Consider the following 23,057-nt stretch of genomic DNA (forward strand, 5'->3'; position numbering starts at 1 on the left):
CACAGATCAAAAAAAAGCCCCGCGATGCGGGGCTTTTTCGTTTCAGGGGAGGCGCTAATTAAATCGCGACATCCTGAATTTCAGTAGCGGCAATGCGCTTGCCTTCTTCGGCAGATTTCTGGAATTCCTCAATCTGGTCGAAGTTCAGGTAACGGTAGATCTCTGCCGCCATGGAGTTGATGTTTTTCGCATACTCCAGGTACTCGGCCGGGGTGGGCAGTTTGCCGAGGATGGCGCCCACGGAGGCCAGTTCCGCAGAGGTCAGGTACACATTGGCACCGTCGCCCAGGCGGTTGGGAAAGTTGCGGGTAGAGGTGGACAGCACGGTGCTGTTCGCCGCTACGCGCGCCTGGTTACCCATGCACAGGGAGCAGCCGGGCATTTCGGTGCGGGCACCGGATGCACCGTAGATGTTGTAGTAGCCTTCTTCCATCAGCTGGTGCTCGTCCATCTTGGTGGGCGGCGCGATCCACATGCGGGTGGGGAGGCTGCCCTTGTGCTGGTCGAGCAGTTTACCGGCGGCGCGGAAGTGACCGATGTTGGTCATGCAGGAGCCGAGGAACACTTCGTCGACTTTGTCGCCGGCTACTTCAGACAGCAGGCGTGCGTCGTCCGGATCGTTCGGGGCGCACACGATCGGCTCCTTGATCTCGGCCAGGTCGATCTCGACCACTTCGGCGTACTCGGCGTCTTTGTCCGCTTCCATCAGCTGCGGGTTTTCCAGCCACTCTTCCATGGCACGCGCGCGGCGCTCCAGGGTGCGGGCGGAGCCGTAACCTTCGGCGATCATCCAGCGCAGCAGGGTGATGTTGGAGCGCAGGTACTCGGCGATGGTTTCTTCAGACAGCTTGATGGTACAGCCGGCAGCAGAGCGCTCGGCGGAGGCGTCGGACAGTTCGAACGCCTGTTCCACGGTCAGGTTGTCCAGGCCTTCGATCTCGAGGATGCGGCCGGAGAAGGCGTTCTTCTTGCCTTTCTTCTCCACGGTCAGCAGGCCCTGCTTGATACCGTAGTAAGGAATCGCGTGGACCAGGTCGCGCAGGGTGATGCCGGGCTGCATTTCACCCTTGAAGCGCACCAGCACGGATTCCGGCATATCCAGCGGCATAACGCCGGTCGCCGCGGCAAATGCCACCAGGCCGGAACCGGCCGGGAAGGAGATGCCCATCGGGAAGCGGGTGTGGGAGTCGCCACCGGTGCCCACGGTGTCGGGCAGCAGCATGCGGTTCAGCCAGCTGTGAATGATGCCGTCCGCCGGGCGCAGGGAAACGCCGCCGCGGTTCATGATGAAGTCCGGCAGTTTGTGCTGGGTGTCGATGTCCACCGGCTTCGGGTAGGCGGCGGTGTGGCAGAAGGACTGCATGACCAGGTCGGCCTGGAAGCCGAGGCAGGCGAGGTCTTTCAGTTCGTCGCGGGTCATCGGGCCGGTGGTGTCCTGGGAGCCGACGGTGGTCATCTTCGGCTCGCAGTAGGTACCCGGGCGTACGCCGTCCATACCGCAGGCCTTGCCGACCATCTTCTGGGCCAGGGTGTAGCCTTTACCGGTGTCGTTCGGCTGCTCCGGCAGGCGGAACAGTTCGCTCGCGCCGAGGCCGAGGGATTCGCGGGCCTTGGTGGTCAGGCCGCGGCCGACGATCAGGTTGATGCGGCCACCGGCCTGCACTTCGTCGAGCAGCACCTGGGAGCGCAGTTCGAATTCGCTCAGGACCTTGCCGTCTTCAGCCAGGATCTTGCCGTCGTAGGGGCGGATCTCGATCACGTCGCCCATGTTCAGCTCGTCTACCGGTGCTTCAAACACCAGTGCGCCGGCGTCTTCCATGGTGTTGAAGAAGATCGGTGCCACTTTGCCGCCGATGCAGATACCGCCGGCTTTCTTGTTCGGTACGCCCGGCATGTCTTCGCCGAAGTACCACAGTACGGAGTTGGTGGCGGATTTGCGCGAGGAACCGGTGCCGACCACGTCGCCGACGAAGGCGACCGGCAGGCCCTTGGCTTTGGCTTCTTCGATCTGCTTCAGCGGGCCGGTTACGCCGGCTTCTTCCGGCTCCAGGCCGTCGCGCTTCATCTTGTACATGGCCAGCGCGTGCAGCGGGATATCCGGGCGGGACCAGGCATCCGGGGCCGGGGACAGATCGTCGGTGTTGGTTTCGCCGGTGACCTTGAACACGGCAACCTTGATGCTTTCCGGCACCTTGTTGCGCTTGGTGAACCACTCGGCGTCGGCCCAGGACTGGATCACTTCCTTGGCTTTGTTGTTACCGGCTTTGGCTTTCTCTTCCACATCGTGGAAGGCGTCGAACATCAGCAGGGTGCCTTTCAGCTGCTCGGCGGCCAGGTCGGCCAGGTCTTTGTCATCGAGCAGCTCGACCAGGGTGGCGATGTTGTAGCCGCCCAGCATCTGGCCCAGCAGTTTGGTGGCGTGTTCGCGGTCGATGAGGGGGGACTTCGCCTCGCCCTTGACGATGGCGGACAGGAAGCCGGCTTTGACATAGGCTGCCTCGTCCACACCCGGCGGTACGCGGTGGGTCAGCAGGTCAACCAGTTCCTGTTCTTCGCCGGCGGGGGGATTCTTCAGCAGCTCGACCAGATCGGCCGTTTGCTCGGCATCGAGCGGCTTGGGCGGAATACCTTGTTCGGCGCGTTCGGCGACGTGTTTGCGATAGGCTTCAAGCACGGATAAGTCCCTCTTTGTATATGGGGTGGCACCAACAGCTGGCAGAAATCCCGGGTGCGGATGTCAGCCCCTCGGGAAAAAGTGCGTTCGGGCCGCTGGAGGCGGGGGGCGAATTCTACCGCAACCGCGGATTTCTGTTAAGTTTATTGAAAAATCAATAACTTACGCGAATTGCCATTATTTGGTTGGTGAATAATGGTCAATTTGTGAGCTCGATCTTCCCATTGGAAAGCAAACAAAATAGTCTAGCGCGCGGGTAATCCCCACCTGGAATTCGGCCTGGCTTGGAATCAGATGTTTAAAAAAGTCCGCACACCCTGTATCGGCGTTTGCTCCACCGGCATTGGCGACAATGTCTGCCGCGGCTGTAAGCGGTTTGCCCACGAGGTGATCGACTGGAATGCCTATTCCGAGGACCAGCGCCGGGTTATCGCCGAGCGCCGCGAGGGCTACCTGGTCAACGCCGTACGCAGCCAGCTGGAGATCGTGGACCAGAAGCTGCTGGTCGCGCAGCTGCGCCACCAGCAGATCCGTTTTGACGAAGCGCAAAATCCCTACTGCTGGGTGTTCGAATTGCTGCGCGCCGGCGCCAGCCAGATTCCCGATCCGGCCCTCTATGGCCTGTGCCCGACGCCTGTGGCTCGCGGTGTGCCGCTGGTGGAATTGCGCCGGCGTATCGACGAGGATTTCTATGCGCTGTCGGTGGCCTACTACCAGCGCTTTGTGGCGCCGGGATTGCAGCACGCCTGAGCCTGCCCACCGGGCCGGCGGCTACCAGTTGGGTTTCGCCACCATCAAAAAAACAATCACCAACATTGCCGGAAACGCAATCGCGCCCAGCAGGCACCAGGCGCGCATGATGCGGCGCAGGGATGCGTTGTCGTCAGCGTGATCATCAGAATTGTGGGCGTGATGCCTTAGCCGGTACTGCAGAAACACCACCGGCAGCCACAGCAGGAACACCGACCCCGTCAGCGCTGTCGCAAGTTGTAGCCACGGCTGCTGCAGCCAGCCGGGATTGATGATCAGCATTCCCGTCGCACTGCCGAGCAGTGTCACTGCCGCGCCGCCGGTAAACAGCCAGTCGGCGGCTACAGTTTCGCCGCTGACCCAGCGAATAACCCGGCGATCCCCACTCAACCAGCCCCGCAGTGTGTACCAGGCGATGCCGATACCGGTGCCGAGAACAATCGTGGCGCTGAGGACGTGCAGGGTTTTCAGGAGCAGGTAGGGCGTCATGCGGGCGATCCTGGTTGGGTTAGTGGTGGCGGATACCATAACGCTAATCGTCGCTAAGGGCAGCGGGAAGCGCCTCTTGGCGGGCGTGGCTAACTGAGCGTATTCCTCCGGGGAATATGGCCGCGTACGCTAGCCGCGTAAAAACACCCGCAACGCCGGCAGAAATGCCTCGCCACCCAGCGCCAGGTCGCGCCGCTGCCGCCGGCGGCTGTGGCCGGGCTGGTGATCGACGCGGGTAAATTCCGGCAGCTGGCCGTGTTCATCCGCCAATACCAGCACCGGCATGGCCGCATAGCCTACCTGGCGATACGTCTCGTCATCTTCCTCGCGAAAAATTTCCGCCACCTGCAGGTTGGGGCGGCTCTGCACCTGCACCTGGCGCAGGTCGTCGTGTTGAGCGCGATGCAGCCCGGCGAGCAGGTGGCGCTGGTACTGGATGCCGGCATCGATACCCTGGGGATCCATCTGCACCAGTTTGCGCTCGCACCACTCCACCGTGACTTTGCGGATCGACTTGCGCGCCTTGATCCAGCTGAGCGACAGGGCGTCCGGCCGGGTAGGGCAGAGCAGTACCTGGCGGTAGCACTGGCGCAGGTGCGCGCGCGGGTGCCTGGCCTCGGCCAGTAAATCACGCAGACGCTGGTCCCGCTCTGCCGCCGGCCTGTCGCTGACCGCCGCGCGGAATGCGCGTACCGCCTCGGCGAATGTGTCTTTGGCGCTGTTCAGTGCGCGGGCGCTGTCGATCGCACTCTGCGGCACCGCGAGCAGCCCGGGGATCTGCAGGGTGCTGCGGGCATCGCTGGCCGCGGCGGGGGTGTCGGTGTAGTCGAGCTGCGCGATCAGTGCGCCGGCCAGGGCGAACGGGTGCTCGAAACTACCGCCGAGCTGCGCGGCGGCATCGGCGGCAAACGGCGGTTGCAGCAGGTAGTGTTGCCACGGCCGGCTGGACACCTGCAGCTGTTCCAGCTGCTGGCGCAGGGCGGCGGCACTGGTGGCGAGCCGCTGCAGGGATTGGGGCACTGCCGCGGCTGTGCGGCGGACATCCTTGGCTGGCATGAGGCCTCGGGCAATTGTTTATGGAGAGTATAAATATACCACTTGATAAGTCGTTATCAATTGATCCTTTTCCACTGCCACCACCGAACTCGGGAATACCCTGCAGCCGCGCTGGCGAATCAGGGCAGGGCGATTACTGTGGCGCGGCTACACTCCCTACCATTAGCGCCATGAACCGCTGCGAATTCAAAGACTCCCTGCTGCGCGTGATGGAGCGCAAGGTGCACTGGGCGCAACCGGCATTTGCTGCCGGTATGGTGCCCAGGGATCTGTTGCATATCCATCTGGAGCAACAGTACGGCACTTACGTGCGGGATTTTCCGCTGTTGCTGGCGCAGGCCTACGGGCAGTGCCCGCTGCCCGCCGTGCGGCGGGCGCTGGCGGAGATCCTGTACGAGGAGGAGACTGGCCGCCTGAGTGACAGCGGCCCGCACGCGGAGCTGTATCTGGAGTACCCGCGCGGCCTCGGCATGAACCTGGATCGCTTCAAGGGGGTGCAGCTGCTGCCGGCTGCGGCCGCATTCCGGCAGTTGCTGGACGATGCCTGCAGCCATCACGGCTGGGAAGTGGCGGTGGCAGTGAGCGTCCTGTTTCTTAAGGGGGGCGCGTACGATCGCGATGTGCTGGAGCCGGGGCGGCCCCTGCGGCCGCAGCCACCGCTGCGCGATCACCCGCTGGTGAAGCACTACGGCCTGCCGCTGGCGAATCTGGCGCTGCACCGGGTCAACCGCCAGCGGGAGTGTGCCCTGCGCAAGACGGCCTGGCACCTGATGCTCGATTATGTCGACGAGCGCGCGCGCCCGCTGGTGCTGCAGTGGTTGGGGCGGGCGCTGCACGCCTGGCTGCACTATCGGGATGAGGTCGCGGAGCACTGCGGCCTGGTGCAGCTGGCCCAGCATCAGGCGCGCCGGGCCGGTTGAGCGGATTGTGGTTGCCGGTTAGGCAAGTGGCCCGCGGCGCCGCTATAATCCGCCGCCCACAAAGCCCGATTTGCGATTAACCACCATGAGTACCCCAGTCCCCGATCTGTCCGCCATTCACGACTTCCTGCTGTGCCCCACGCCCGACGCCTGGGTGGAGGCGGCGCTGGCGGAGCCGGAGCTGATGCTGGTGGATCACGCCAATTGCGAGAAGAAGGCGGCGGGTACCGCGCTGAACCTGATGTTCCGTTATCTGGACAACTTCGAACTGCTGAACAAGATGTCGCGCCTGGCGCGCGAGGAGCTGCGGCATTTCGAGCAGGTGCTGGCGATCATGAAGAAGCGCGGCATTGCCTATCCCCATATCAGTGCCTCCCGCTATGCCGCGGGCCTGCGCGAACAGGTGCGTGCGCATGAGCCGGCGCGGCTGGTGGACACACTGATCTGCGGGGCGATTATCGAGGCGCGCTCGTGCGAGCGCTTTGCGCGTATCGCCCCACACCTGGACGAGGAGCTGCAGAAATTCTACCTGTCACTGCTCAAGTCCGAGGCGCGGCATTTTCGCGATTACCTGACGCTGGCCGAGAAAGCCGCGGGTGAGGATATTGAATCGCGAGTGCAAGAGCTGCTGGAAGTGGAGCGCGGTCTGGTACAGGGCGGCGATGGCGAGTTCCGCTTTCACAGCGGTGTGCCGGCGCGCACCTGACGGTGCGCGGCGACCGTGCTACCGCGGCCTGTCCACACTCAAGTCGATACCCGGATCAGTCGGCGCGGTCGATTTTGGCGAGCAGGTCGACAAACTCCTGCAGATCGTACGCGTTGCCGTAGTCGACGGTGTATTTGTTGTGAAAGAACACCGTCAGCTGCACCTTGGATGAGCTGATAAATACGGTGTAGCCGTCGAAATCGGTATTCATGGTCAGGCCGCGATAGTGCCAGCCATCTTCTCTTTTCTCGCCTTTGCGAGTCGCCTTGTCAAACACCCGCAGTGCCTGTTTGACGTCGATCTTGTGTTCCTGTTCCACGACTTCCTCCACTGGCGTTTGCGCTAAACTTAATGTTTTCGTACGCGGAGCCGTTCCGCGTCTTTTCTTCCGGTCAGCTTAAACCACATGGCGTCAGGCAACCAGACTTCGCCGGTGCGGAAAACCCGGCTGTTCGATGCGCTGGCCTATCTCGGCCTGCTGCCGTTTGTGCTCGGTATCCTGATGCAGGCGACCGGTGTCGAGGTTTTCGGCGTGGGTGGCCGCTTGTGGTTCGCCGCCTACAGCGCTGTGATTCTCAGCTTCCTGTGCGGAATCTGGTGGGGCGGGGCGCTCAATCGGGTGGCGCACCGCCACCGCATTGCCCTCGCTGTACTCAGCAACCTGGTGTGTGTTGGCGGCTGGGTTGCGCTGCTGCTGTACCGCACCCCGTGGGCCCTGCCGCTGCTGGCGCTGGGGTACGCCTTTGTGGTGACAGCCGAGGCGCGGCTGAATCCGAACCTGCCGCGTTTGTACGACTATTTCAGAACCCGCAGCCGGGTAACTTATCTCGTGATCGGATGTCATCTGATTATGATTGTGACCATTCTATTCACCGACTGAACGGGAGAAGGACCGTGAGTGAAGCCATTGCCAATGCCGCGATTGATCAGCTCTTTACCGACGCCAGAACACACAGTCACTGGCTCGACAAACCGGTCGCGGACGACACCCTGAATCGTCTCTACGACCTGATGAAAATGGGGCCCACCAGCGCCAACTGCTGTCCGGTGCGGATTCTGTTCCTGAAGAGCAAAGAGGCCAAGGAGCGCCTGAAGCCGGCACTGAATGAGGGCAATGTCGAAAAAACCTTGGCGGCGCCGGTGACCGCGATCATTGCGCACGATCTGAAGTTTTACGAATACCTGCCCAAGCTGTTTCCCCATGCCTCGGCGCGGGACTGGTTTGTGAACAATTCGGAGCTGGCCGCTGCCACGGCCTTTCGCAACGGTTCACTGCAGGGCGGGTATTTTATTCTCGCCGCGCGCGCACTGGGGCTGGACTGCGGGCCCATGTCCGGCTTCGACAACGCCGCTGTAGACCACGAGTTTTTCCGCGAGCCCAGCGAGGACGCGGCGTTCCAGCAGGAGCATTGTCCGGACAGCCATATCAAGTCGAACTTCCTGTGCAACCTCGGTTACGGCGACCCGGAAATGCTGCACCCGCGCAGTCCGCGCTTCGATTTCGATGAGGTGTGCAAGATTCTGTAGCGAAGCTCTTTTCCAGTGGGAGTCCCACCCCGGGCGGACACAAGGTCCGCCCCTACAGACGGAGTCAGGTGGTCAAGATTCCGGCGGTGCTTACAGAGCGTATTAGGCGCTGCAGTGGATAGAACCACTAAACAGGTTTCGTAGGGGCGAACCTTGTGTTCGCCCGCGCGGGCCACAGGCCCGCCGGCCAATTGCGCGCTAACTGCCCGCCACCGTCACCACATCCCCCAGCCGCCGCCCGATAATCGTGCGCATATCCGCCGCCAGCTGTCGGTAAAAATTCCGCCCCGGTGCGCTGGCGCGCCACACCAGGCCGTGTTGGCGCAGGATCGGTTTGCCCTTGAGTTCACTCACATGCAGCGCTTCCGGATCGTGCATCTCCGAATGCACGTAGAGGCCGGGCAGGAAGGCCACCCCTAACCCCATCACTACCATCTGCCGCAGCGTATCCAGGCTGGTGCCCTCGTAGTCCCGCTGCAACTGGGCGCCGAGGTCCCGGCAGATCTCCTGTACCTGGTGGTGAAAGTGGTGCTGATCCTCCAGTGTCAGCACCTTTTCACCGCGCAGCTGCGATGGGGTCACCTTGGTCCGGTCGGCCAGGCGGTGATCCGCCGGCACGACAAATTTCAGCGGTTCTGTGAACAGCGGCTCCAACGCCAGTTCCTCCGATGCCAGCGGCAGCGGTAGAATAGCGAGGTCAAACGCGCCATCGACGAGATCCCGCTGCAGTAGCCGCGGAGGTGCTTCGCGCACATACAGTTTCAGTTGGTGGTGGCGTTTGTGCAGCTCTGGCAGCACGTTCGGCAGCAGGTAGGGGCCGACGGTGGGCGGCACGCCCAGCCGGTAGGTGGTCTGGTGCCCGCGGGCAATCATGTCGGCATGTTCGCGCAGCTCGCGCATGGCCAGCAGGATCTGGCGCGCCTGCTCCAGCAGTTCGCGTCCCGCCGGCGTGAGCAGGGTGCCGGCGCGGGAGCGTTCGAACAGCGATAGGCCCAGTGAGCGCTCCAGCGCTGCGACCTGTGTGGTCAGCGCCGGTTGGCTGACGCCCAGTTCCTCCGCGGCGCGGCGGTAGCTGCCGGACGCAGCGATGGCGACGAAATATTCCAGCTGCTTCAGGGTTGGTTGTACCGAGGCCAAGGTGTTCTCCCCAGAACGATCTGATAACTATAAATTATCAGAAATTGGTATTTTTTGTTATTGGGCTATCACAAATAATGACGTTTGAGCAGATAGCCCGCACTGTTACACAGAGGAGTTTCCATGGAACACGTGATTTCCGGAGTGGCCAAGTTTCAGAAAGAGGTCTTCCCGACCAAAGAGGCGCGGTTTCGCAAGCTGGCCAATGGCCAGAACCCGGAGGTGCTGTTTATCACCTGCGCCGATTCCCGTATCGACCCCAACCTGGTAACCCAGACCGAGCCGGGCGAGCTGTTCATCTGCCGCAACGCGGGCAATGTGGTGCCGCCGCACAGCAACGAGACCGGCGGTACCACCGCCTCGATCGAGTTTGCGGTGGCGGCGTTGGGCGTGTCCCACATCGTTATCTGCGGCCACACCGACTGTGGCGCGATGAAGGGCGCGATTGCGCCAGAGAAACTCGACCGACTGCCGCATGTCCGCGAGTGGCTGGGCCACTGCCGCTCCGCCACCGAGGTGGTGCGAGCGCGTTGCGGCGAACTGGGCACTGAACAGCTGGACGCCGTCACCTGCGAGAACGTGGTGCAGCAGCTGCAGAATCTGCGCACCCACCCGGCGGTAGCCACCGGCCTGGCGAGCGGCAGCCTGACCCTGCACGGCTGGCTGTACGATATCGCCAGCGGCGAGGTGCTCTACTACGACGTGGAATCCGGTGGCTTCAAGCCGATGGATGAAACCTACCGGGCCGCCTTCACCAGCCGCGCGGCCGAAGCCGTGGGGAATTCGGCCGATGAAGCCTGATCTGTCCAACCTGCGCGGAGACATCACCGGCGGCGTGACCGCCGGTGTGGTGGCCCTGCCACTGGCGCTGGCGCTGGGCGTTGCGTCCGGGCTGGGGCCGATGGCGGGCCTGTACGGTGCCATTGCGGTGGGCTTCTTCGCCGCGCTGTTCGGCGGTACCGGCGCGCAGATTTCCGGGCCCACCGGGCCCATGGTGGTGGTGCTGGCGGGGCTTTTCGCCAGCCTGTCCGGTGATGCGGCGCTGATCTTTACCGCAGTAATGCTCGCCGGCCTGTTGCAGGTGGCCTTCGGGCTGCTCGGTCTCGGCCACTATATCCGCCTGGTGCCATACCCGGTGATTTCCGGGTTTATGACCGGTATCGGTGCCATCATCATCATCCTGCAGCTGAATCCGCTGCTCGGCCACGATGCCCCCGGTGGCACCCTGGGCGCGCTCGGTAACCTGCCTGCCGCACTGGCCGACATACACCCGGCCAACCTGCTGCTGGGGCTGGGTACCCTGGCGCTGGTCTACAGCTGGCCGGCGCGCTTCGGCCGCTACCTGCCGGCACCGCTGGCGGCGCTGATTGGCGGTACCCTGGTGGCGTATTTCGCGCTGGATGTACCGCTGCTCGGCGCCATTCCCTCGGGTCTGCCGGAGCTGCAGTTGCCGGTCTTCAGTGGCGACACGCTGTGGCTGGTGCTGGAGGCGGGGCTGGTGCTGGCCGTGCTGGGTTCCCTCGACAGCCTGCTGACCTCGCTGGTGGCCGATAACATGACCCGCGAGCGCCACCACAGCAACCGCGAGCTGATTGGCCAGGGCATCGGCAATACCGCCGCCGGCCTGCTTGGCGGTATCGCCGGCGCCGGTGCCACCATGCGCACCGTGGTCAATATCCGCTCCGGTGGGAGCACGCGCCTGTCGGGCATGATCCACGCGCTGGTATTGCTGGCGGTGGCGCTGGGCCTGGGTCCACTGGCGGCCAATATTCCGCTGGCGGTGCTGGCTGGCATCCTGGTGAAGGTGGGGCTGGATATCATCGACTGGAATTACCTGAAGCGCGCCCACCAGGGACCGCGCTGGGATCTGGTGCTGATGGCGCTGGTACTGGTACTGACCATTTTCGTCGACCTGATCACTGCGGTGGCGGTCGGGGTGGTGCTGGCGGCGCTGACCTTCGTCAAGCGGGTGGCCAGCCTGCAGATCGAAAGGCTGCGCAACCTGCCGGAGCATATGGACAGCCCGGAGGAGCGCGCCATTCTGGAGCGCCACCGCGATTCCATTGCGGTATTCGGCTTCAGCGGCCCGCTGAGCTTCGGCGCTGCCGCGGATTTGGGACACCACGTGCGCGAACACAGCGAGGCGGGATCGCGCGTGCTGATCCTGGATTTCTCCGCGGTGCCGTATCTGGATCTGTCGGCAGCGCTGGCGGTAGAGACCGTCGCCACCAATGCCCGCGACAGCGGCCAGCTGTTGTATCTCGCCGGTATGAACGGCGAGGTGCGCGGGGTACTGGCGGGAATGAATCGCGGTCTGCCCGGTGACGGCGAGTTCGTCGACCAGAGCGAAGCCTTGCATGCAGGGGAGCTGGCGTTGATTCCGCGCAATGATGCGCCTCTGCACTCAATCCCCCGGCGCGCAGTCGGGGAGTGACGTCGCGAGGCCGGCGCTATGTCTGTAGCGCCGGCGTAATATCCCGGCTTGCCGGCGCCTTTAGGCGGGCTCAGCGCAGTAGGTTGTTTTTTACCAGGTCGATCACTTCGTCGGCACGGCCGCCGAGCAGTGCCTTGAGCCCGAACAGGGCGGTAGAGGAGACCTGCTGCGCGGTGACTTCCGGCGGCATGACCAGCTCCATGCGATTGACGCGGACATCCAGCAGCGCCGGTCCGTCTGCCGCGAGCAAGCGCTCCATGGCGTCAGTGAGATCCTCGGCATTCTCAACCCGCTCGCCCCACAGGCCGCAGATTTGCGCCAACTGGCCGAAGTCCGGGTTTTGCAGCTCGGTAAAGCTGTCCAGCAGGCCTTCAATCCGTTGCTCCATTTCCACGAATCCCAATGACTGGTTGTTGAACACCAGTAACTTTACCGGAATCTTTTCCTGTACCAGCGTCAGCAGGTCACCGAGCAGCATCGTGAGCCCGCCATCGCCACACAGGGCGATTACCTGCCGGCCCGGATAAGCCTTGGCAATGCCCAGCGCCTGCGGGTAGGCGTTGGCCATGGTGCCGTGCAACAGGCTGGTGAGGAATGCGCGCCGTCCGTTGGCGTGCAGGTGGCGCAGTAGCCACACCATCGGAGAGCCGCCGTCCGCGGTAAACACTGCGTCCACCGCCGCGAGTTCGTCCAGCGTCTGCGCGACGAATTGCGGGTGGATCAGTGTCGGATCCGGTTCCTCTCCGCGTTTCGCCAGCTGTTCTAGGTCCTCGGTATAGCGAGCGCGCAACTCATCGAGGAAAGTGGAACCCTTTCTCGGTTCAAGGCGTGGCAGCAGCGCGTCGACGCTGGCGCCCACATCCCCAACCAGACCCATGTCCACTGCAGCGCGGCGACCGATGTGGGTGGCATCGATGTCGAGCTGGATGATCGTGGCGTTTTCCGGATAGAACTGCGTATAGGCGAAATCGGTGCCCAGACAGAACAGCAGGTCGCAGGTCATCACGGCGCGGTAGCCGGCCGGATTGCCGAGGATGCCGTTCATGCCCACGTTGCACGGATTGTTCGGTTCCAGGAATTCCTTCGCGCGGGTTGTGTGCACGATGGGCGCGCCCAACTTACGCCCGAGTTTGATGACGGCATCCTGCGCACCACGGCAACCGATACCCGCGTAGATAGTGATTTTTTTCGCGTTGTTGAGTTTTTCCGCGAGCTGGTCTAGTTCCTGGTCCACCGGGCGCGCCAGTGACCGGGGGCGATGGACTGCCCAGGGAATGGCGTCTTCACTCGTGTGCTTGAAGGTGTCGCCGTTGACAATCACCACCGCCACCCCGCGCCGGTTGAGGGCTGCCTGCGCAGCCTGGGTCACGATGCGGCGGGCCTGATCCGGGTGCGACACCGTTTCGCAGAACACCGAGCACTGCTCATAGAGTTTTTTCTGGTCCACTTCCTGGGGAAACCCCAGCCCCTGTTCCGGCCGATCGATGTTGGAAGCGATCAACAGCACCGGCGCGCCATTGCGATGGCTTTCAAAAATCCCGTTGAGGAAGTGCAGGCTGCCGGGGCCGGCTGTGCCGGCGCAGACGCTCAGCTCCCCGGTCAAATAGGATTCGCCGCCGGCGGCGAGGGCGCCGACTTCTTCATGGCGCACGTGCACCCACTCCAGTGACGAGCGGCGCACGGCATCGGTAAAATGATTGATGGTGTCGCCGACGATACCGTAGCAGCGCTTGGCACCGGCCTGAACCAGTGTGTCGGCGATAATTTCCGAAACGGTGGACATGCTTTGTCTCCCTAATACCGGGAATTGAATTATTTCCGTTGAGCAGGTGTGCGCCGGATGTCGTTGGTGCGCGTCTTCTCCAGCTCGATGGCCGGTTTGAAACTATCGGCTCGCGCGGCGCGCCACCAGTGCGCATAAGGGGTGTCGTCCGGGGCATCGAGCAGGGCGTTATCTTCGAGAAAGTGCCATACGCGATCGACGGGCATGGATTCTGTCGCACTGATGCGCTGGTACAGATGGTGAGGGCGCAGCTCGCAGGGGTGGGTCAACCCGGCTGCGGCAACGATGGTGCCCAGTGCTTCCAGTGTTCTCGCCTGGAAGGCGGCGGCCCGCTTGCCCTGCACGTCGACGATGAGGCCGCGCTGACGCCGCGGATCCTGTGTGGTGACGCCGGTGGGGCAGGTGCCGGTGTGGCACCGCTGCGCCTGGATACAACCAATCGAGAACATGAAGGGCCGCGCCGCGTTGCACCAATCGGCACCGATGGCGAGGCATTCCGCCAGCCCGGAGGCCGAGTAAAGTTTCCCACTGGCCGCGAGCCGGACCCTGTCGCGCAGACCGGCACCGACCAGCGCATTGCGCACCACAATCAACCCTTCTTGCAGCGGCATGCCAACGTGGTTGGACAGTTCCAGCGGTGCGGCCCCAGTGCCGCCTTCCGCGCCGTCGACCACGATGAAATCGAGCAGAATGCCGGTTTCGTGCATGGCTTTCATCAGCGCGAGAACTTCGTGAATATGACCCACGCACAGCTTGATGCCGACCGGCTTGCCACCGGACAGTTCGCGCATGCGCGCGGCGAACTCCAGCAGTTCAATGGGCGTGGAAAATGCGGAATGAAAGCGCGGGGAAATACAGTCTTCACCGGCGGTGACCTTGCGGGTGCGCGCGATTTCCTCAGTGACTTTCGCCCCCGGCAACACGCCGCCGTGGCCGGGTTTGGCGCCCTGACTGAGTTTGATTTCGGTCATGCGCACCTGATCGTCGCAGGCGGCCTGGAACAGGTCGGGATCGAAGCTGCCGTCGTCGGCTCTGGCGCCGAAATAAGCGGTGCCGAGTTCCCACACCAGGTCTCCGCCATGCTTGCGATGGTGCGGGCTTATGCCACCTTCGCCCGTATCGTGATAGAAACCGCCGATCGCCGCGCCCTTGTTCAGGGCTTCGATCGCGGCACCGGACAGGGCGCCAAAACTCATCGCGGAAATATTCAGCAGGGCGGCGCTATACGGCTGTGAGCACTGATCGGTGCCCACTTCGACCCGCGCCTTGGTATCGGCCTTTTCCGCCGGCGCCATCGAGTGGTTCAGCCACGCGTACTCTGCCGACTGCACATCGAGTTCGGTGCCGAAGGGATGAATGTCGCTGGACCCTTCGGCCCGGGCATGTACCAGGCGGCGGGCCTCGTAGCTGAATGGCTTGCCCTCTTCATCGCCCTCGACGACATAGGCGCGCAAATAGGGGCGCAGGTCGAGGAACAGCCAGCGAATGCGCGCGGCAACCGGGTAATTGCGGGTGAGTGTCCAGTGTCGCTGGAATATGTCGTAAGTGCCGAGGGCTACCAGCGACAGGCTGACCAGTGCGCCGAGCAGCCACCAGCCACTGTGCAGCAAGGCGAGAAGGAGGAAAAACGGGGTCGCGAGCAGCGCCGCCAGGGGGATGATGGCGCGCTTGATACCATTCTTGCCGGAGTAGGCCCGCAAGGCTTCGGAAATGATCATAGGGAGCAGTTTGGCATCCAGTGCCGGTTGCTACCAGTTGCTGCGCCGCAGCGCGGAAAGACTTGCAGGGCTCTGCCGCGCCACAGAGGGGGTGGGTCGGCTTAAAAACCGGCTGCAGTGGCCGCTCGGGACTGATCTGCAGAGACTTGCTCAATCGCGGTGACCACGGCGCGATCCCTGAGTTCGGACAGGATTTCGTCCAGCTCCAGTAGCTGCCAGCAGGCCGTGGCGCCGGTCGCCTGGTAATCCCCGCGCAGCATCTTGCGCGCGAGGGCCGCCGCCGGCGCTGCCGGTATCCAGGGGCCGTCGCCGTTCAGGCCGAGAACCTGCCACTGCCAAGTGGCAGGCTCGCTGCGCGCATTGTGCCCCGCGGCGCGGATGCGCATGCCGCCGTGCGGACTGCCACCGGGCCAGCGAGCCGCGAGGCGGTGGCCGAGGCGCGCGATCCAGGGCTTGGTCGCGGGGATCTGCAGCCGTGCCAGTTGCGCGCACAGTGCTAGACCCAGCTGCAGCGGCCGCGGCTGTACGCCGGTGCCGAAGCGCGCTGTACGCAGGCCGGGCAGGGCGCGGGGGCACAGTTCCAGGTCGGGCACATCAAAATTGCACAGCCAGCGCTCGCCCACCGGGTGAGCCAGGCTGGCGCGGCGCAGCTCTGTGCCGGTAAAGGTCTCGCGCCACTGGCCGTCGCGCAGCATCGGGAAGCCCTGGCCCAGGGCCTCGAAGCCGGCGCGCACCGTGGCCAGCCCGCGGGCGATGCGGTGGGCCGGGGCGATTTCCATCTCCACGCTCTCGATCTGCGGCAATTCGCGGCCGATTTCCTTCAGCACGGCGGAGCTCAGCCCCGGCAGCGAGCTGGCGCCGGAGACCAGCGCAATGCCCGCCGCCTGGGCGGCCTTGTTGAGGCGCTGGAAGTCGCACACGAAGCGGCGCGCATCGGCGATATCGATATAGGGCACGCCGGCGTCGATACAAGCCTCGGCCACCCGGTAGTCACGGTTCTGGAAGGGGCCGGCACAGTGGATCAGCAGGTCCAGGTGCAGGGATTTCAGCAGTGCGGCGAGGTTGACTGAATCCCGCTCGAGACGCAGGCCCTCCGCGGGGCAGGGGAGCTTGGATGCGCACAGCTCGGCCTTGAATTTGTCGCGCCCGGCAATGATCAGCTGGACATCTGGTTCGCTGCTGAGCAGTTGTGCAATGCGCGAGCCGAAGGTGCCGTAGCCCCCGAGTATCAGTACGCGTCTATTCAGGTTGTTCACCATGGTGCCGTTTCAATCCGTTGCTGGTTCTACCGGCGCGCCGTGGCCGTGGCCGTGGCCGCGCGCCCGCATCTATCCGGTTCCCGATTCTTTGCCGTGCGCGTCACTCGCCGCGGCAGTGGACACTCCCGCAGCATGTACATGCCGGTTTCGCTCGATTATCGGGCTTCAGGACTCGATCGGCCAGTGAACCAGTTCAAGGGAATGCGCATCGGCCTTGATACACCACCCTTCGGATCCCCAGTCACCGAGCACAATCCGCTCGGCGGGCGCGCCATCGAGGGTAAATTGATGGCGCGCGGGCCTGTGGGTGTGGCCGTGGATCAGGGTGTGGACGCCGTGCTGGCGCATGATGGCGTCCACCTCGGCGGGGGTCACGTCCATGATGTCTTCGGCCTTGCGGCTGTTCATGGACTTGGAGGCGGCGCGGATTTGCGCGGCGATCTGGCGGCGCTCCGCCAGCGGCTTGGCCAATAGGGCGGCCTGCCAGTGGGGATCGCGCGCCTGGCGCCGGAACGCCATGTACTCCTCGTCGAGGGTACAGAGGCTGTCGCCGTGCATCAGCAGGACTTTCTGTCCGCCCAGGGTCACCAGACTCGGGTCCGGCAGCAATACCGCACCGGCGCGCTGGGCAAATGCCTGCCCCAGCAGGAAATCGCGGTTGCCGTGCATCAGGTAGACCTCGGCGCCGCCGCCGCTGTAGCGGCTCAGCTCTGCGGCCACTTCGGCCACCAGCGGTGCGTCGTCGTCATCGCCGATCCAGACCTCGAAAAAGTCACCGAGAATATACAGGGCCTCGGCCCCGGCGGCGCGCCCGCGCAGGAAGTCGAAGAACGCGCGGGTGATGTCCGGGCGGTGCTCGTCCAGATGCAGGTCGGAGATCAGGTAGCTGGTCAAACCCGTTCCTCAATTGGCAGGTGCAATAGGTTGTAGGAGCCTGCCCCGAACCTCTGGGCAATCGCCTGCGGGGCAGGCTCCTACAGTTTGGATAGCGAGACTCAGTCTTCGGCGATGGTGATGCCGGTGATTTCGATGGTCTCCAGCGGTACATCCTGGTGGAATCCCTTGCTGCCGGTCTTGACGCCCTTGATCTTGTTGACCACATCCATGCCATCGACCACCTTGCCGAACACACAGTAGCCCCAGCCCTGCGCGTCTTTGGCGCGGAAGTTCAGGAAGTCGTTGTCTTTTACGTTGATGAAGAACTGGGAGCTGGCGGAGTGCGGGTCCATGGTGCGCGCCATGGCCAGGGTGCCGGTGTCGTTCTTGAGGCCGTTGTCGGCTTCGTTCTCGATGTTGTCACGGGCCGGCTTCTGTTCCATATCGGGGGTCATGCCGCCGCCCTGGATCATGAAGTTGTCGATCACCCGGTGAAAGATAGTGCCGGTGTAGAAGTCGTCACGGCAGTACTGCAGAAAGTTGGCCGCGGTCTTGGGGGCCTTGTCGAAATCCAGTTCGATGGCGATGTCGCCGTGGGTGGTGTGCAGGGTGATCATAAAACATCCTATTGGGTCGGTTAGGGGCGGCATAATACCGTGTCGCCGCTGCCTGTGAAACGGCAATGCGGGCCCGGGCGCCGGCCTGGCCAAAAAATGAACTGCGCCCGCTGCTGGCCCGGACGCACCCGGGAAAGTCCCACTGACAAACCGATATTCTGTGCTTCAACTAGGCTATAATCCGCCGCTTACATTCGCAGAGCTGTAATAGAGAATCCTATGACATCCGAGAGCAAGCCCGCTCACTTCTTGCAGAACATTATTCGCGAAGACCTGGCCGAGAGCCGGGTTTCCCAGCTGGCCACGCGCTTTCCGCCGGAGCCGAATGGCTACCTGCATATCGGCCACGCCAAATCGATCTGCCTGAATTTTGGCCTGGCGCAGGAGTTTGACGGCACCTGCAACCTGCGCTTCGATGACACCAACCCGGCCAAGGAAGAAGAGGAGTTCGTCGGTGCGATCAAGCGCGACGTGAGCTGGCTCGGCTTCGAGTGGAACGGCGACGTCCGCTATACCTCGGATTACTTTGACCAGCTGCATGAGTGGGCCCTGCACCTGATCAAAGAAGGAAAGGCCTATGTCTGCGACCTGTCCCCGGAAGAGGCGCGCCACTACCGCGGTACCCTGACCGAGCCGGGCAGGAACAGCCCTTTCCGCGACCGCAGTGTCGAGGAGAACCTGGCGCTGTTCGAGCGCATGCGCAACGGCGAGTTTGACGAGGGCCAGTGCAGCCTGCGTGCCAAGATCGATATGGCCGCGCCGAACATCAATCTGCGCGACCCGATCATCTATCGCATCAAGAAGATGGCCCATCACCAGACCGGTGACAAATGGTGCATCTACCCCAGCTACGACTTCGCCCATGGCCAGTCGGACGCGCTCGAGGGTATTACCCATTCCATCTGCACGCTGGAATTCGAGGACCACAAGCCGCTGTACGACTGGTTTATCGAAAACCTGCCGGTACCGGCGCGCCCGCGCCAGTACGAGTTCGCGCGCCTGAACCTGAACTACACCGTGGTCTCCAAGCGCAAGCTCAAGCAGCTGGTGGACGAGGGTCACGTGGACGGCTGGGACGACCCGCGCATGCCGACCCTGTCCGGCCAGCGTCGCCGCGGCGTTACGCCGGCGGCGATCCGCAATTTCTGCGAGATGATCGGCGTCACCCGTTCCGACTCGGTGGTGGATGTGGGGATGCTGGAATACTGCATCCGCGACGACCTCGACAAGCGGGCGCCGCGCGCCATGTGTGTACTGGAACCGCTCAAGGTTACCTTGAAGAACTATCCGGCCGGCCAGCGCGAAGTGTTGAGCGCGCCCGGCCACCCGGTACGCGACGACCTGCCAGCGCGCGAGCTGCCGTTTAGCGGCACCGTGTATATCGAGAAAGAGGACTTCCGCGAGGAAGCCAACAAGAAATACAAGCGCCTGGTATTGGGGAAGAAAGTACGCCTGCGTAACGCCTATGTGATCCAGGCCGAGGAAGTGGTCAAGGACGCGAATGGCGAGATTGTCGAAGTGATCTGTTCCGTGGATCTGGACACGCTGGGTGTGGACCCGGCTGACGGGGTCAAGCCGAAGGGCGTGATCCACTGGGTGTCCGCCGATGACTGCGTCAATTGCGAGGTGCGCCTCTACGACCGCCTGTTCGACGACGCGGCGCCGGACGCCGGTGGCAAGAACTTCCTCGAGCATGTCAATCCGGACAACCTCACCGTGCTGACCGGGTGCAAGGCGGAAAAAGGCCTGGCCGGGGCCGAGCCGGAGCAGGGCTACCAGTTTGAGCGCCAGGGGTATTTCTGTCGCGACAACAAGTACGGCACGGCGGACAAGCCGGTATTTAACCGCACCATTGGCCTGCGCGATTCGTGGGCCAAGGAACAGAACAAGTAGCACGGAAGCTTTCCGGGTTCCGGCGCAAGCCGGAATCCGGGGGCCCCGAGCTCGCTGAATGCACCCAATACGCAATCGAATTTTATGGCTTTACAGCTCTACAACACGTTTTCCGGAAAGAAAGAAGTCTTCAAGCCGCTGGTGGACGACCGCGTGCGCATGTACGTGTGTGGCCCCACCGTGTACAACCGCGTGCATATCGGCAATGCACGCCCGGTGGTGGTGTTCGATACCCTCTACCGGCTGCTGAAGAAAAACTTCAGCGACGTAATCTACGCGCGCAATATCACCGATATCGACGACAAGATCATGAAGGCCGCGCGCGACAACGGCGAGGAGATCGGCGTACTGTCGGCGCGCTTCGCCCAGGCCTATGCCGAGGATATGGCCGCGCTCAACAATCTCGAGCCGGACATCATTCCCTACGCGACCGCGCACCTGCCGGAAATGATCGACATGATCGCGCGGCTGATCGACAAGGGGCACGCCTACGCCGCGGAGGGCCACGTGCTCTTCGCGGTGGACTCGATGCCCGAGTACGGCCAGCTGTCCAAGCGCTCGCTCGACGACATGCTCGCCGGTGCGCGGGTGGAAGTCGCCCCCTATAAGAAATACGCCGGCGACTTCGTGCTGTGGAAACCGTCGAAAGAGGACGAGCCCGGTTGGGACAGCCCCTGGGGTCGCGGACGCCCCGGCTGGCACCTGGAGTGCTCGGCGATGATCAAGAAGCACCTCGGCGACACCATCGATATCCACGGTGGTGGCCGCGATCTGACCTTCCCGCATCACGAAAACGAGCGCGCGCAGAGCTGCTGCGCCAACGGTGTCGACTTTGTGCGCTACTGGATGCACAACGGCTATGTGAATATCAACGGCGAGAAGATGTCCAAGTCACTGGGCAACTTCCGCATGGTCAAGGATCTGCTGCAGCACTACCCGGGTGAAGTACTGCGCTTCGCGCTGTTGTCCGCGCACTACCGCTCGGAGTTGAACTTCAGCGGCGACCTGCTCGACCAGGCCAGCCGTACGCTGGATTCCCTCTACGGCGCGCTGCGCGAAACAGAGGCGCTCGAGGCTGCCGCTGCCGACCTGGACGGCTCCGCGTTTATGGCCGCGCTTGAAGATGATCTGAATACGCCGATCGCGATCAGCGAGTTGCACCAGATCGCCCGGGAACTCAACAAGGCCGACGCTGCCGAAAAGCCGGTGCTGAAAGGCAAACTGCTGGCCGCCGGCGCTATGCTCGGTATCCTGCAGCAGGACCCGGAAGCCTGGTTCAAGCAGGCCCGTGGCGGCGAGACCGATGAGGCCATCGGTGAGGACGCGATCGAAGCGCTGATCGCCGAGCGTGCCCAGAGTAAAAAAGACCGAAACTTCGCCCGCGCCGATGAGATTCGCGAGGAGCTCAAAGCGAACGGCGTGGTGCTGGAAGACAGCCGCGAAGGCACCAAATGGAGAAGGGAATAACACCCCACCCCTACAGCATGGGCAAAGCGCAGCGTGCCCATCGGACCCGGTTGATGGGCACGCTGCGCTTTGCCCATCCTACGAAATAGAAAAACAGAATACGCCATGAAAAAAGTATTGATCCTCACCACTGCCATCGCCGCCCTCGTCACCCTGACCGCCTGCGAACCCGAGCGCGGCTCCAAAGAGTGGTGCGAGAAAATGGACGATATGCCCAAGGGCGAATGGACCATGAACGACGCCACCGACTACACCAAGTACTGCGTGTTCAACCAGAAGCCCGAAGAAAAATAAGCGGACATCGCACCGTTGTTTTTCGATGATAAATACCAGCACTTCTTCCGCCCGCTCACCGGCAAGTACCGCGAGCAGGTGGTGGAGTGTCTGCGTCTGCTCTACGAGCGCCTGTACACCGCCAAGGCGGACTACGGCGAATCGCTCGCGCGTGAACAGATCCTGGAGATCTTCGCCGAAGCCCTGACCCGTGCGCCGCAGTTGGATAGCGACGAGTACACTTCTGAGAATGAAAGCCGCTTCCGCAACCTGCGTGAACAGGCCGTGTGGGTGCTGAACAGCCTGGTGGAATACGGCTGGCTGGAAAAGCAGGTGGACAGCGCCACGCTCACCGCCAGCTATCCGTTCAGCCGCCGCGGCCGCCTGTTCACCCAGCCTTTGATTGAAGTGAACAGCACCCGCGTGCGCACCCGCCACCGCAACACCCGCAACACCCTCAACGCGCTGGAAGCCTTCGCCACGCGAGGGGAAGTGCACGACCTGATCGATGCCTGGGAATACTCAGAGCGCATCGTCGCCGACTTCACCGATATGATCGCGGAGCTGGAAGAGCGCAAGCGCGAACTGGTGCGGGAAGTGGAAGCGCAGTTGCTGGTGCAGCAGGCCACCGACGAGTTCTTCTCGTTTATGGAGAGCCGCTTCCAGCCGGATCTGGCTATCCGCCTGTCCGCCGACAGTGTGGAAAAACACCGCGATGCGATCGGCAAGGTGATCGGCCGCATTCGCCGCAAGGAGAAAGAGCGCAAGGCGGAGTGGGAGAGGCGCCTGCGGCAACTGCTGCCGGAACTGGTGGAACCGGGCCGCTCACTGTTGTGGCTGATGCTCGACACCATCGAGGACCGCATGCAGCGCGCCTGCGAAGTCAAACTGCCGGCGCTGCGCCGCGCGCTGCAGGGCTTTACCAAGCGCGCCGATATCATCATTCGCCAGCTCAGCTACCTGCACAGCCAGTCCGAGGGCGAGTTCGCCGACCTGTGCCAGCGACTCGGCGACAGCGCGGCCAAGCCCGAACTGCTGGCGCGCCTCGGCGATGAGCTGGGCGGTTTCCAGCTGCGCCTGTTCGACCCCAGGCAGACCCAGTTGTGGAGTCGCAGCCGTCGCCAGCCGGTGAATACGCGCGTGGAGGAAGTCGAAGCGATCGGCGACGACAATCGCCGCGATATCCTGCTGCAGCAGCTGCTCGACCAGGCCTTCAACTTCAACAGCGGCGACCTGCGCGATTACCTGCGGCGCTCGCTCGGCCGCGGCCAGCGCATCAACAGCCGCGACCTGCCGCTGAAAGACGCCCGCGACCTGCTGGCCATGAGCCATGCACTGGAAGCGGCCGCGGTCAACCAGAGCGGTGCCGCCGCGCTGACGGTGGAATTTACCGGCGCGACGGCGAGTAACGATTACTTCGACCAGTTCGATGAGTACGTGATCGAATTTAAAGAATCCGACTGAATAAATCGTAGGGT

21 protein-coding genes are annotated in these 23,057 nt (G+C 63.1%); 11 read left to right on the forward strand and 10 right to left on the reverse strand.

Annotation, left to right across the window (positions count from 1 at the left end):
- Positions 1-58 precede the first annotated feature (58 nt).
- On the reverse strand, positions 59-2,674 hold the full coding sequence (acnB, locus tag ABDK11_RS07890; protein ID WP_346839746.1) for a bifunctional aconitate hydratase 2/2-methylisocitrate dehydratase: 2,616 nt from the start codon (positions 2,672-2,674) through the stop codon (positions 59-61).
- 294 nt (positions 2,675-2,968) lie between these two features.
- On the opposite strand from acnB, the gene ABDK11_RS07895 reads away from it, so the two are divergent.
- Positions 2,969-3,424 carry a DUF1289 domain-containing protein gene (locus ABDK11_RS07895; RefSeq protein ID WP_346839747.1) on the forward strand — a complete coding sequence of 152 codons (456 nt, stop codon included), beginning with the start codon at positions 2,969-2,971 and terminating at the stop codon, positions 3,422-3,424.
- A 21-nt stretch (positions 3,425-3,445) separates the two neighbouring features.
- Here ABDK11_RS07895 and ABDK11_RS07900 read toward each other — a convergent pair whose 3' ends face one another.
- Together ABDK11_RS07900 and ABDK11_RS07905 are read right to left on the reverse strand one after the other, a co-directional pair.
- A complete protein-coding gene (locus ABDK11_RS07900) occupies positions 3,446-3,913 on the reverse strand; it encodes a DUF2269 domain-containing protein (protein ID WP_346839748.1) in 468 nt (155 codons plus the stop codon).
- 129 nt (positions 3,914-4,042) lie between these two features.
- Positions 4,043-4,969 carry a hypothetical protein gene (locus ABDK11_RS07905; protein ID WP_346839749.1) on the reverse strand — a complete coding sequence of 309 codons (927 nt, stop codon included), beginning with the start codon at positions 4,967-4,969 and terminating at the stop codon, positions 4,043-4,045.
- Between the two features lie 170 nt (positions 4,970-5,139).
- Between ABDK11_RS07905 and ABDK11_RS07910 the strand changes: the two genes are divergently transcribed.
- Entirely contained in the window at positions 5,140-5,889 is a 750-nt protein-coding gene (locus ABDK11_RS07910; protein ID WP_346839750.1) for an iron-containing redox enzyme family protein, read from the forward strand.
- 85 nt (positions 5,890-5,974) lie between these two features.
- Entirely contained in the window at positions 5,975-6,595 is a 621-nt protein-coding gene (miaE, locus tag ABDK11_RS07915) for a tRNA isopentenyl-2-thiomethyl-A-37 hydroxylase MiaE (protein ID WP_346839751.1), read from the forward strand.
- Positions 6,596-6,650: 55 nt separating this feature from the next.
- Here the strand turns inward: miaE and ABDK11_RS07920 are convergent, their stop codons facing one another.
- Entirely contained in the window at positions 6,651-6,914 is a 264-nt protein-coding gene (locus ABDK11_RS07920) for a DUF3081 family protein (protein ID WP_346839752.1), read from the reverse strand.
- An 87-nt stretch (positions 6,915-7,001) separates the two neighbouring features.
- On the opposite strand from ABDK11_RS07920, the gene ABDK11_RS07925 reads away from it, so the two are divergent.
- Both ABDK11_RS07925 and ABDK11_RS07930 read left to right on the forward strand, forming a co-directional pair.
- Complete coding sequence (locus ABDK11_RS07925) at positions 7,002-7,475, forward strand: DUF3429 domain-containing protein (protein ID WP_346839753.1); 474 nt, start codon at positions 7,002-7,004, stop codon at positions 7,473-7,475.
- A gap of 14 nt (positions 7,476-7,489) precedes the next feature.
- Complete coding sequence (locus tag ABDK11_RS07930) at positions 7,490-8,122, forward strand: malonic semialdehyde reductase (protein ID WP_346839754.1); 633 nt, start codon at positions 7,490-7,492, stop codon at positions 8,120-8,122.
- 198 nt (positions 8,123-8,320) lie between these two features.
- Here ABDK11_RS07930 and ABDK11_RS07935 read toward each other — a convergent pair whose 3' ends face one another.
- Positions 8,321-9,259, reverse strand: coding sequence for a hydrogen peroxide-inducible genes activator (locus tag ABDK11_RS07935; RefSeq protein WP_346839755.1), 939 nt, complete (start codon positions 9,257-9,259; stop codon positions 8,321-8,323).
- 123 nt (positions 9,260-9,382) lie between these two features.
- Between ABDK11_RS07935 and ABDK11_RS07940 the strand changes: the two genes are divergently transcribed.
- Both ABDK11_RS07940 and ABDK11_RS07945 read left to right on the forward strand, forming a co-directional pair.
- Positions 9,383-10,060: a carbonic anhydrase gene (locus ABDK11_RS07940; protein ID WP_346839756.1), complete on the forward strand. Its 678-nt coding sequence runs from the start codon at positions 9,383-9,385 to the stop codon at positions 10,058-10,060.
- Positions 10,050-11,693 (forward strand): SulP family inorganic anion transporter, encoded by a 1,644-nt coding sequence (locus ABDK11_RS07945; RefSeq protein WP_346839757.1) that lies wholly within the window; start codon positions 10,050-10,052, stop codon positions 11,691-11,693. The genes ABDK11_RS07940 and ABDK11_RS07945 overlap by 11 nt, the downstream gene beginning before the upstream one ends.
- A gap of 70 nt (positions 11,694-11,763) precedes the next feature.
- Here the strand turns inward: ABDK11_RS07945 and ABDK11_RS07950 are convergent, their stop codons facing one another.
- The 5 genes from ABDK11_RS07950 to ABDK11_RS07970 form a co-directional block, all read right to left on the reverse strand.
- Positions 11,764-13,476: a thiamine pyrophosphate-dependent enzyme gene (locus ABDK11_RS07950; protein WP_346839758.1), complete on the reverse strand. Its 1,713-nt coding sequence runs from the start codon at positions 13,474-13,476 to the stop codon at positions 11,764-11,766.
- 29 nt (positions 13,477-13,505) lie between these two features.
- Positions 13,506-15,194, reverse strand: coding sequence for an FMN-binding glutamate synthase family protein (locus ABDK11_RS07955; RefSeq protein WP_346839759.1), 1,689 nt, complete (start codon positions 15,192-15,194; stop codon positions 13,506-13,508).
- 101 nt (positions 15,195-15,295) lie between these two features.
- A complete protein-coding gene (locus ABDK11_RS07960; RefSeq protein ID WP_346839760.1) occupies positions 15,296-16,453 on the reverse strand; it encodes a saccharopine dehydrogenase NADP-binding domain-containing protein in 1,158 nt (385 codons plus the stop codon).
- A 165-nt stretch (positions 16,454-16,618) separates the two neighbouring features.
- Positions 16,619-17,347, reverse strand: coding sequence for a UDP-2,3-diacylglucosamine diphosphatase (locus ABDK11_RS07965; protein WP_346839761.1), 729 nt, complete (start codon positions 17,345-17,347; stop codon positions 16,619-16,621).
- Between the two features lie 101 nt (positions 17,348-17,448).
- On the reverse strand, positions 17,449-17,946 hold the full coding sequence (locus ABDK11_RS07970; protein WP_346839762.1) for a peptidylprolyl isomerase: 498 nt from the start codon (positions 17,944-17,946) through the stop codon (positions 17,449-17,451).
- 219 nt (positions 17,947-18,165) lie between these two features.
- Here ABDK11_RS07970 and ABDK11_RS07975 point away from each other — a divergent pair, with 219 nt between their 5' ends.
- From ABDK11_RS07975 to ABDK11_RS07990, 4 genes are all read left to right on the forward strand, one after another.
- On the forward strand, positions 18,166-19,839 hold the full coding sequence (locus ABDK11_RS07975) for a glutamine--tRNA ligase/YqeY domain fusion protein (protein WP_346839763.1): 1,674 nt from the start codon (positions 18,166-18,168) through the stop codon (positions 19,837-19,839).
- A gap of 84 nt (positions 19,840-19,923) precedes the next feature.
- A complete protein-coding gene (cysS, locus tag ABDK11_RS07980) occupies positions 19,924-21,306 on the forward strand; it encodes a cysteine--tRNA ligase (RefSeq protein ID WP_346839764.1) in 1,383 nt (460 codons plus the stop codon).
- 105 nt (positions 21,307-21,411) lie between these two features.
- Positions 21,412-21,600: a DUF3012 domain-containing protein gene (locus ABDK11_RS07985; RefSeq protein WP_346839765.1), complete on the forward strand. Its 189-nt coding sequence runs from the start codon at positions 21,412-21,414 to the stop codon at positions 21,598-21,600.
- 15 nt (positions 21,601-21,615) lie between these two features.
- Positions 21,616-23,043: a Wadjet anti-phage system protein JetA family protein gene (locus ABDK11_RS07990; protein ID WP_346839766.1), complete on the forward strand. Its 1,428-nt coding sequence runs from the start codon at positions 21,616-21,618 to the stop codon at positions 23,041-23,043.
- Positions 23,044-23,057 lie beyond the last annotated feature (14 nt).

The sequence above is a fragment of the Microbulbifer sp. SAOS-129_SWC genome (genome assembly GCF_039696035.1).
Taxonomy (GTDB): Bacteria; Pseudomonadota; Gammaproteobacteria; order Pseudomonadales; family Cellvibrionaceae; genus Microbulbifer.

Excerpts from the sequence above, each read along its gene's own strand:
- ABDK11_RS07945 (WP_346839757.1), top strand. The coding sequence starts at position 10,050 with ATGAAGCCTGATCTGTCCAACCTGCGCGGAGACATCACCGGCGGCGTG.
- ABDK11_RS07950 (WP_346839758.1), bottom strand. The coding sequence starts at position 13,476 with ATGTCCACCGTTTCGGAAATTATCGCCGACACACTGGTTCAGGCCGGT.
- ABDK11_RS07905 (WP_346839749.1), bottom strand. The coding sequence starts at position 4,969 with ATGCCAGCCAAGGATGTCCGCCGCACAGCCGCGGCAGTGCCCCAATCC.
- cysS (WP_346839764.1), top strand. The coding sequence starts at position 19,924 with ATGGCTTTACAGCTCTACAACACGTTTTCCGGAAAGAAAGAAGTCTTC.
- ABDK11_RS07925 (WP_346839753.1), top strand. The coding sequence starts at position 7,002 with ATGGCGTCAGGCAACCAGACTTCGCCGGTGCGGAAAACCCGGCTGTTC.
- ABDK11_RS07985 (WP_346839765.1), top strand. The coding sequence starts at position 21,412 with ATGAAAAAAGTATTGATCCTCACCACTGCCATCGCCGCCCTCGTCACC.
- ABDK11_RS07960 (WP_346839760.1), bottom strand. The coding sequence starts at position 16,453 with ATGGTGAACAACCTGAATAGACGCGTACTGATACTCGGGGGCTACGGC.
- ABDK11_RS07970 (WP_346839762.1), bottom strand. The coding sequence starts at position 17,946 with ATGATCACCCTGCACACCACCCACGGCGACATCGCCATCGAACTGGAT.
- ABDK11_RS07900 (WP_346839748.1), bottom strand. The coding sequence starts at position 3,913 with ATGACGCCCTACCTGCTCCTGAAAACCCTGCACGTCCTCAGCGCCACG.
- ABDK11_RS07975 (WP_346839763.1), top strand. The coding sequence starts at position 18,166 with ATGACATCCGAGAGCAAGCCCGCTCACTTCTTGCAGAACATTATTCGC.
- ABDK11_RS07910 (WP_346839750.1), top strand. The coding sequence starts at position 5,140 with ATGAACCGCTGCGAATTCAAAGACTCCCTGCTGCGCGTGATGGAGCGC.
- ABDK11_RS07940 (WP_346839756.1), top strand. The coding sequence starts at position 9,383 with ATGGAACACGTGATTTCCGGAGTGGCCAAGTTTCAGAAAGAGGTCTTC.
- ABDK11_RS07895 (WP_346839747.1), top strand. The coding sequence starts at position 2,969 with ATGTTTAAAAAAGTCCGCACACCCTGTATCGGCGTTTGCTCCACCGGC.
- miaE (WP_346839751.1), top strand. The coding sequence starts at position 5,975 with ATGAGTACCCCAGTCCCCGATCTGTCCGCCATTCACGACTTCCTGCTG.
- ABDK11_RS07955 (WP_346839759.1), bottom strand. The coding sequence starts at position 15,194 with ATGATCATTTCCGAAGCCTTGCGGGCCTACTCCGGCAAGAATGGTATC.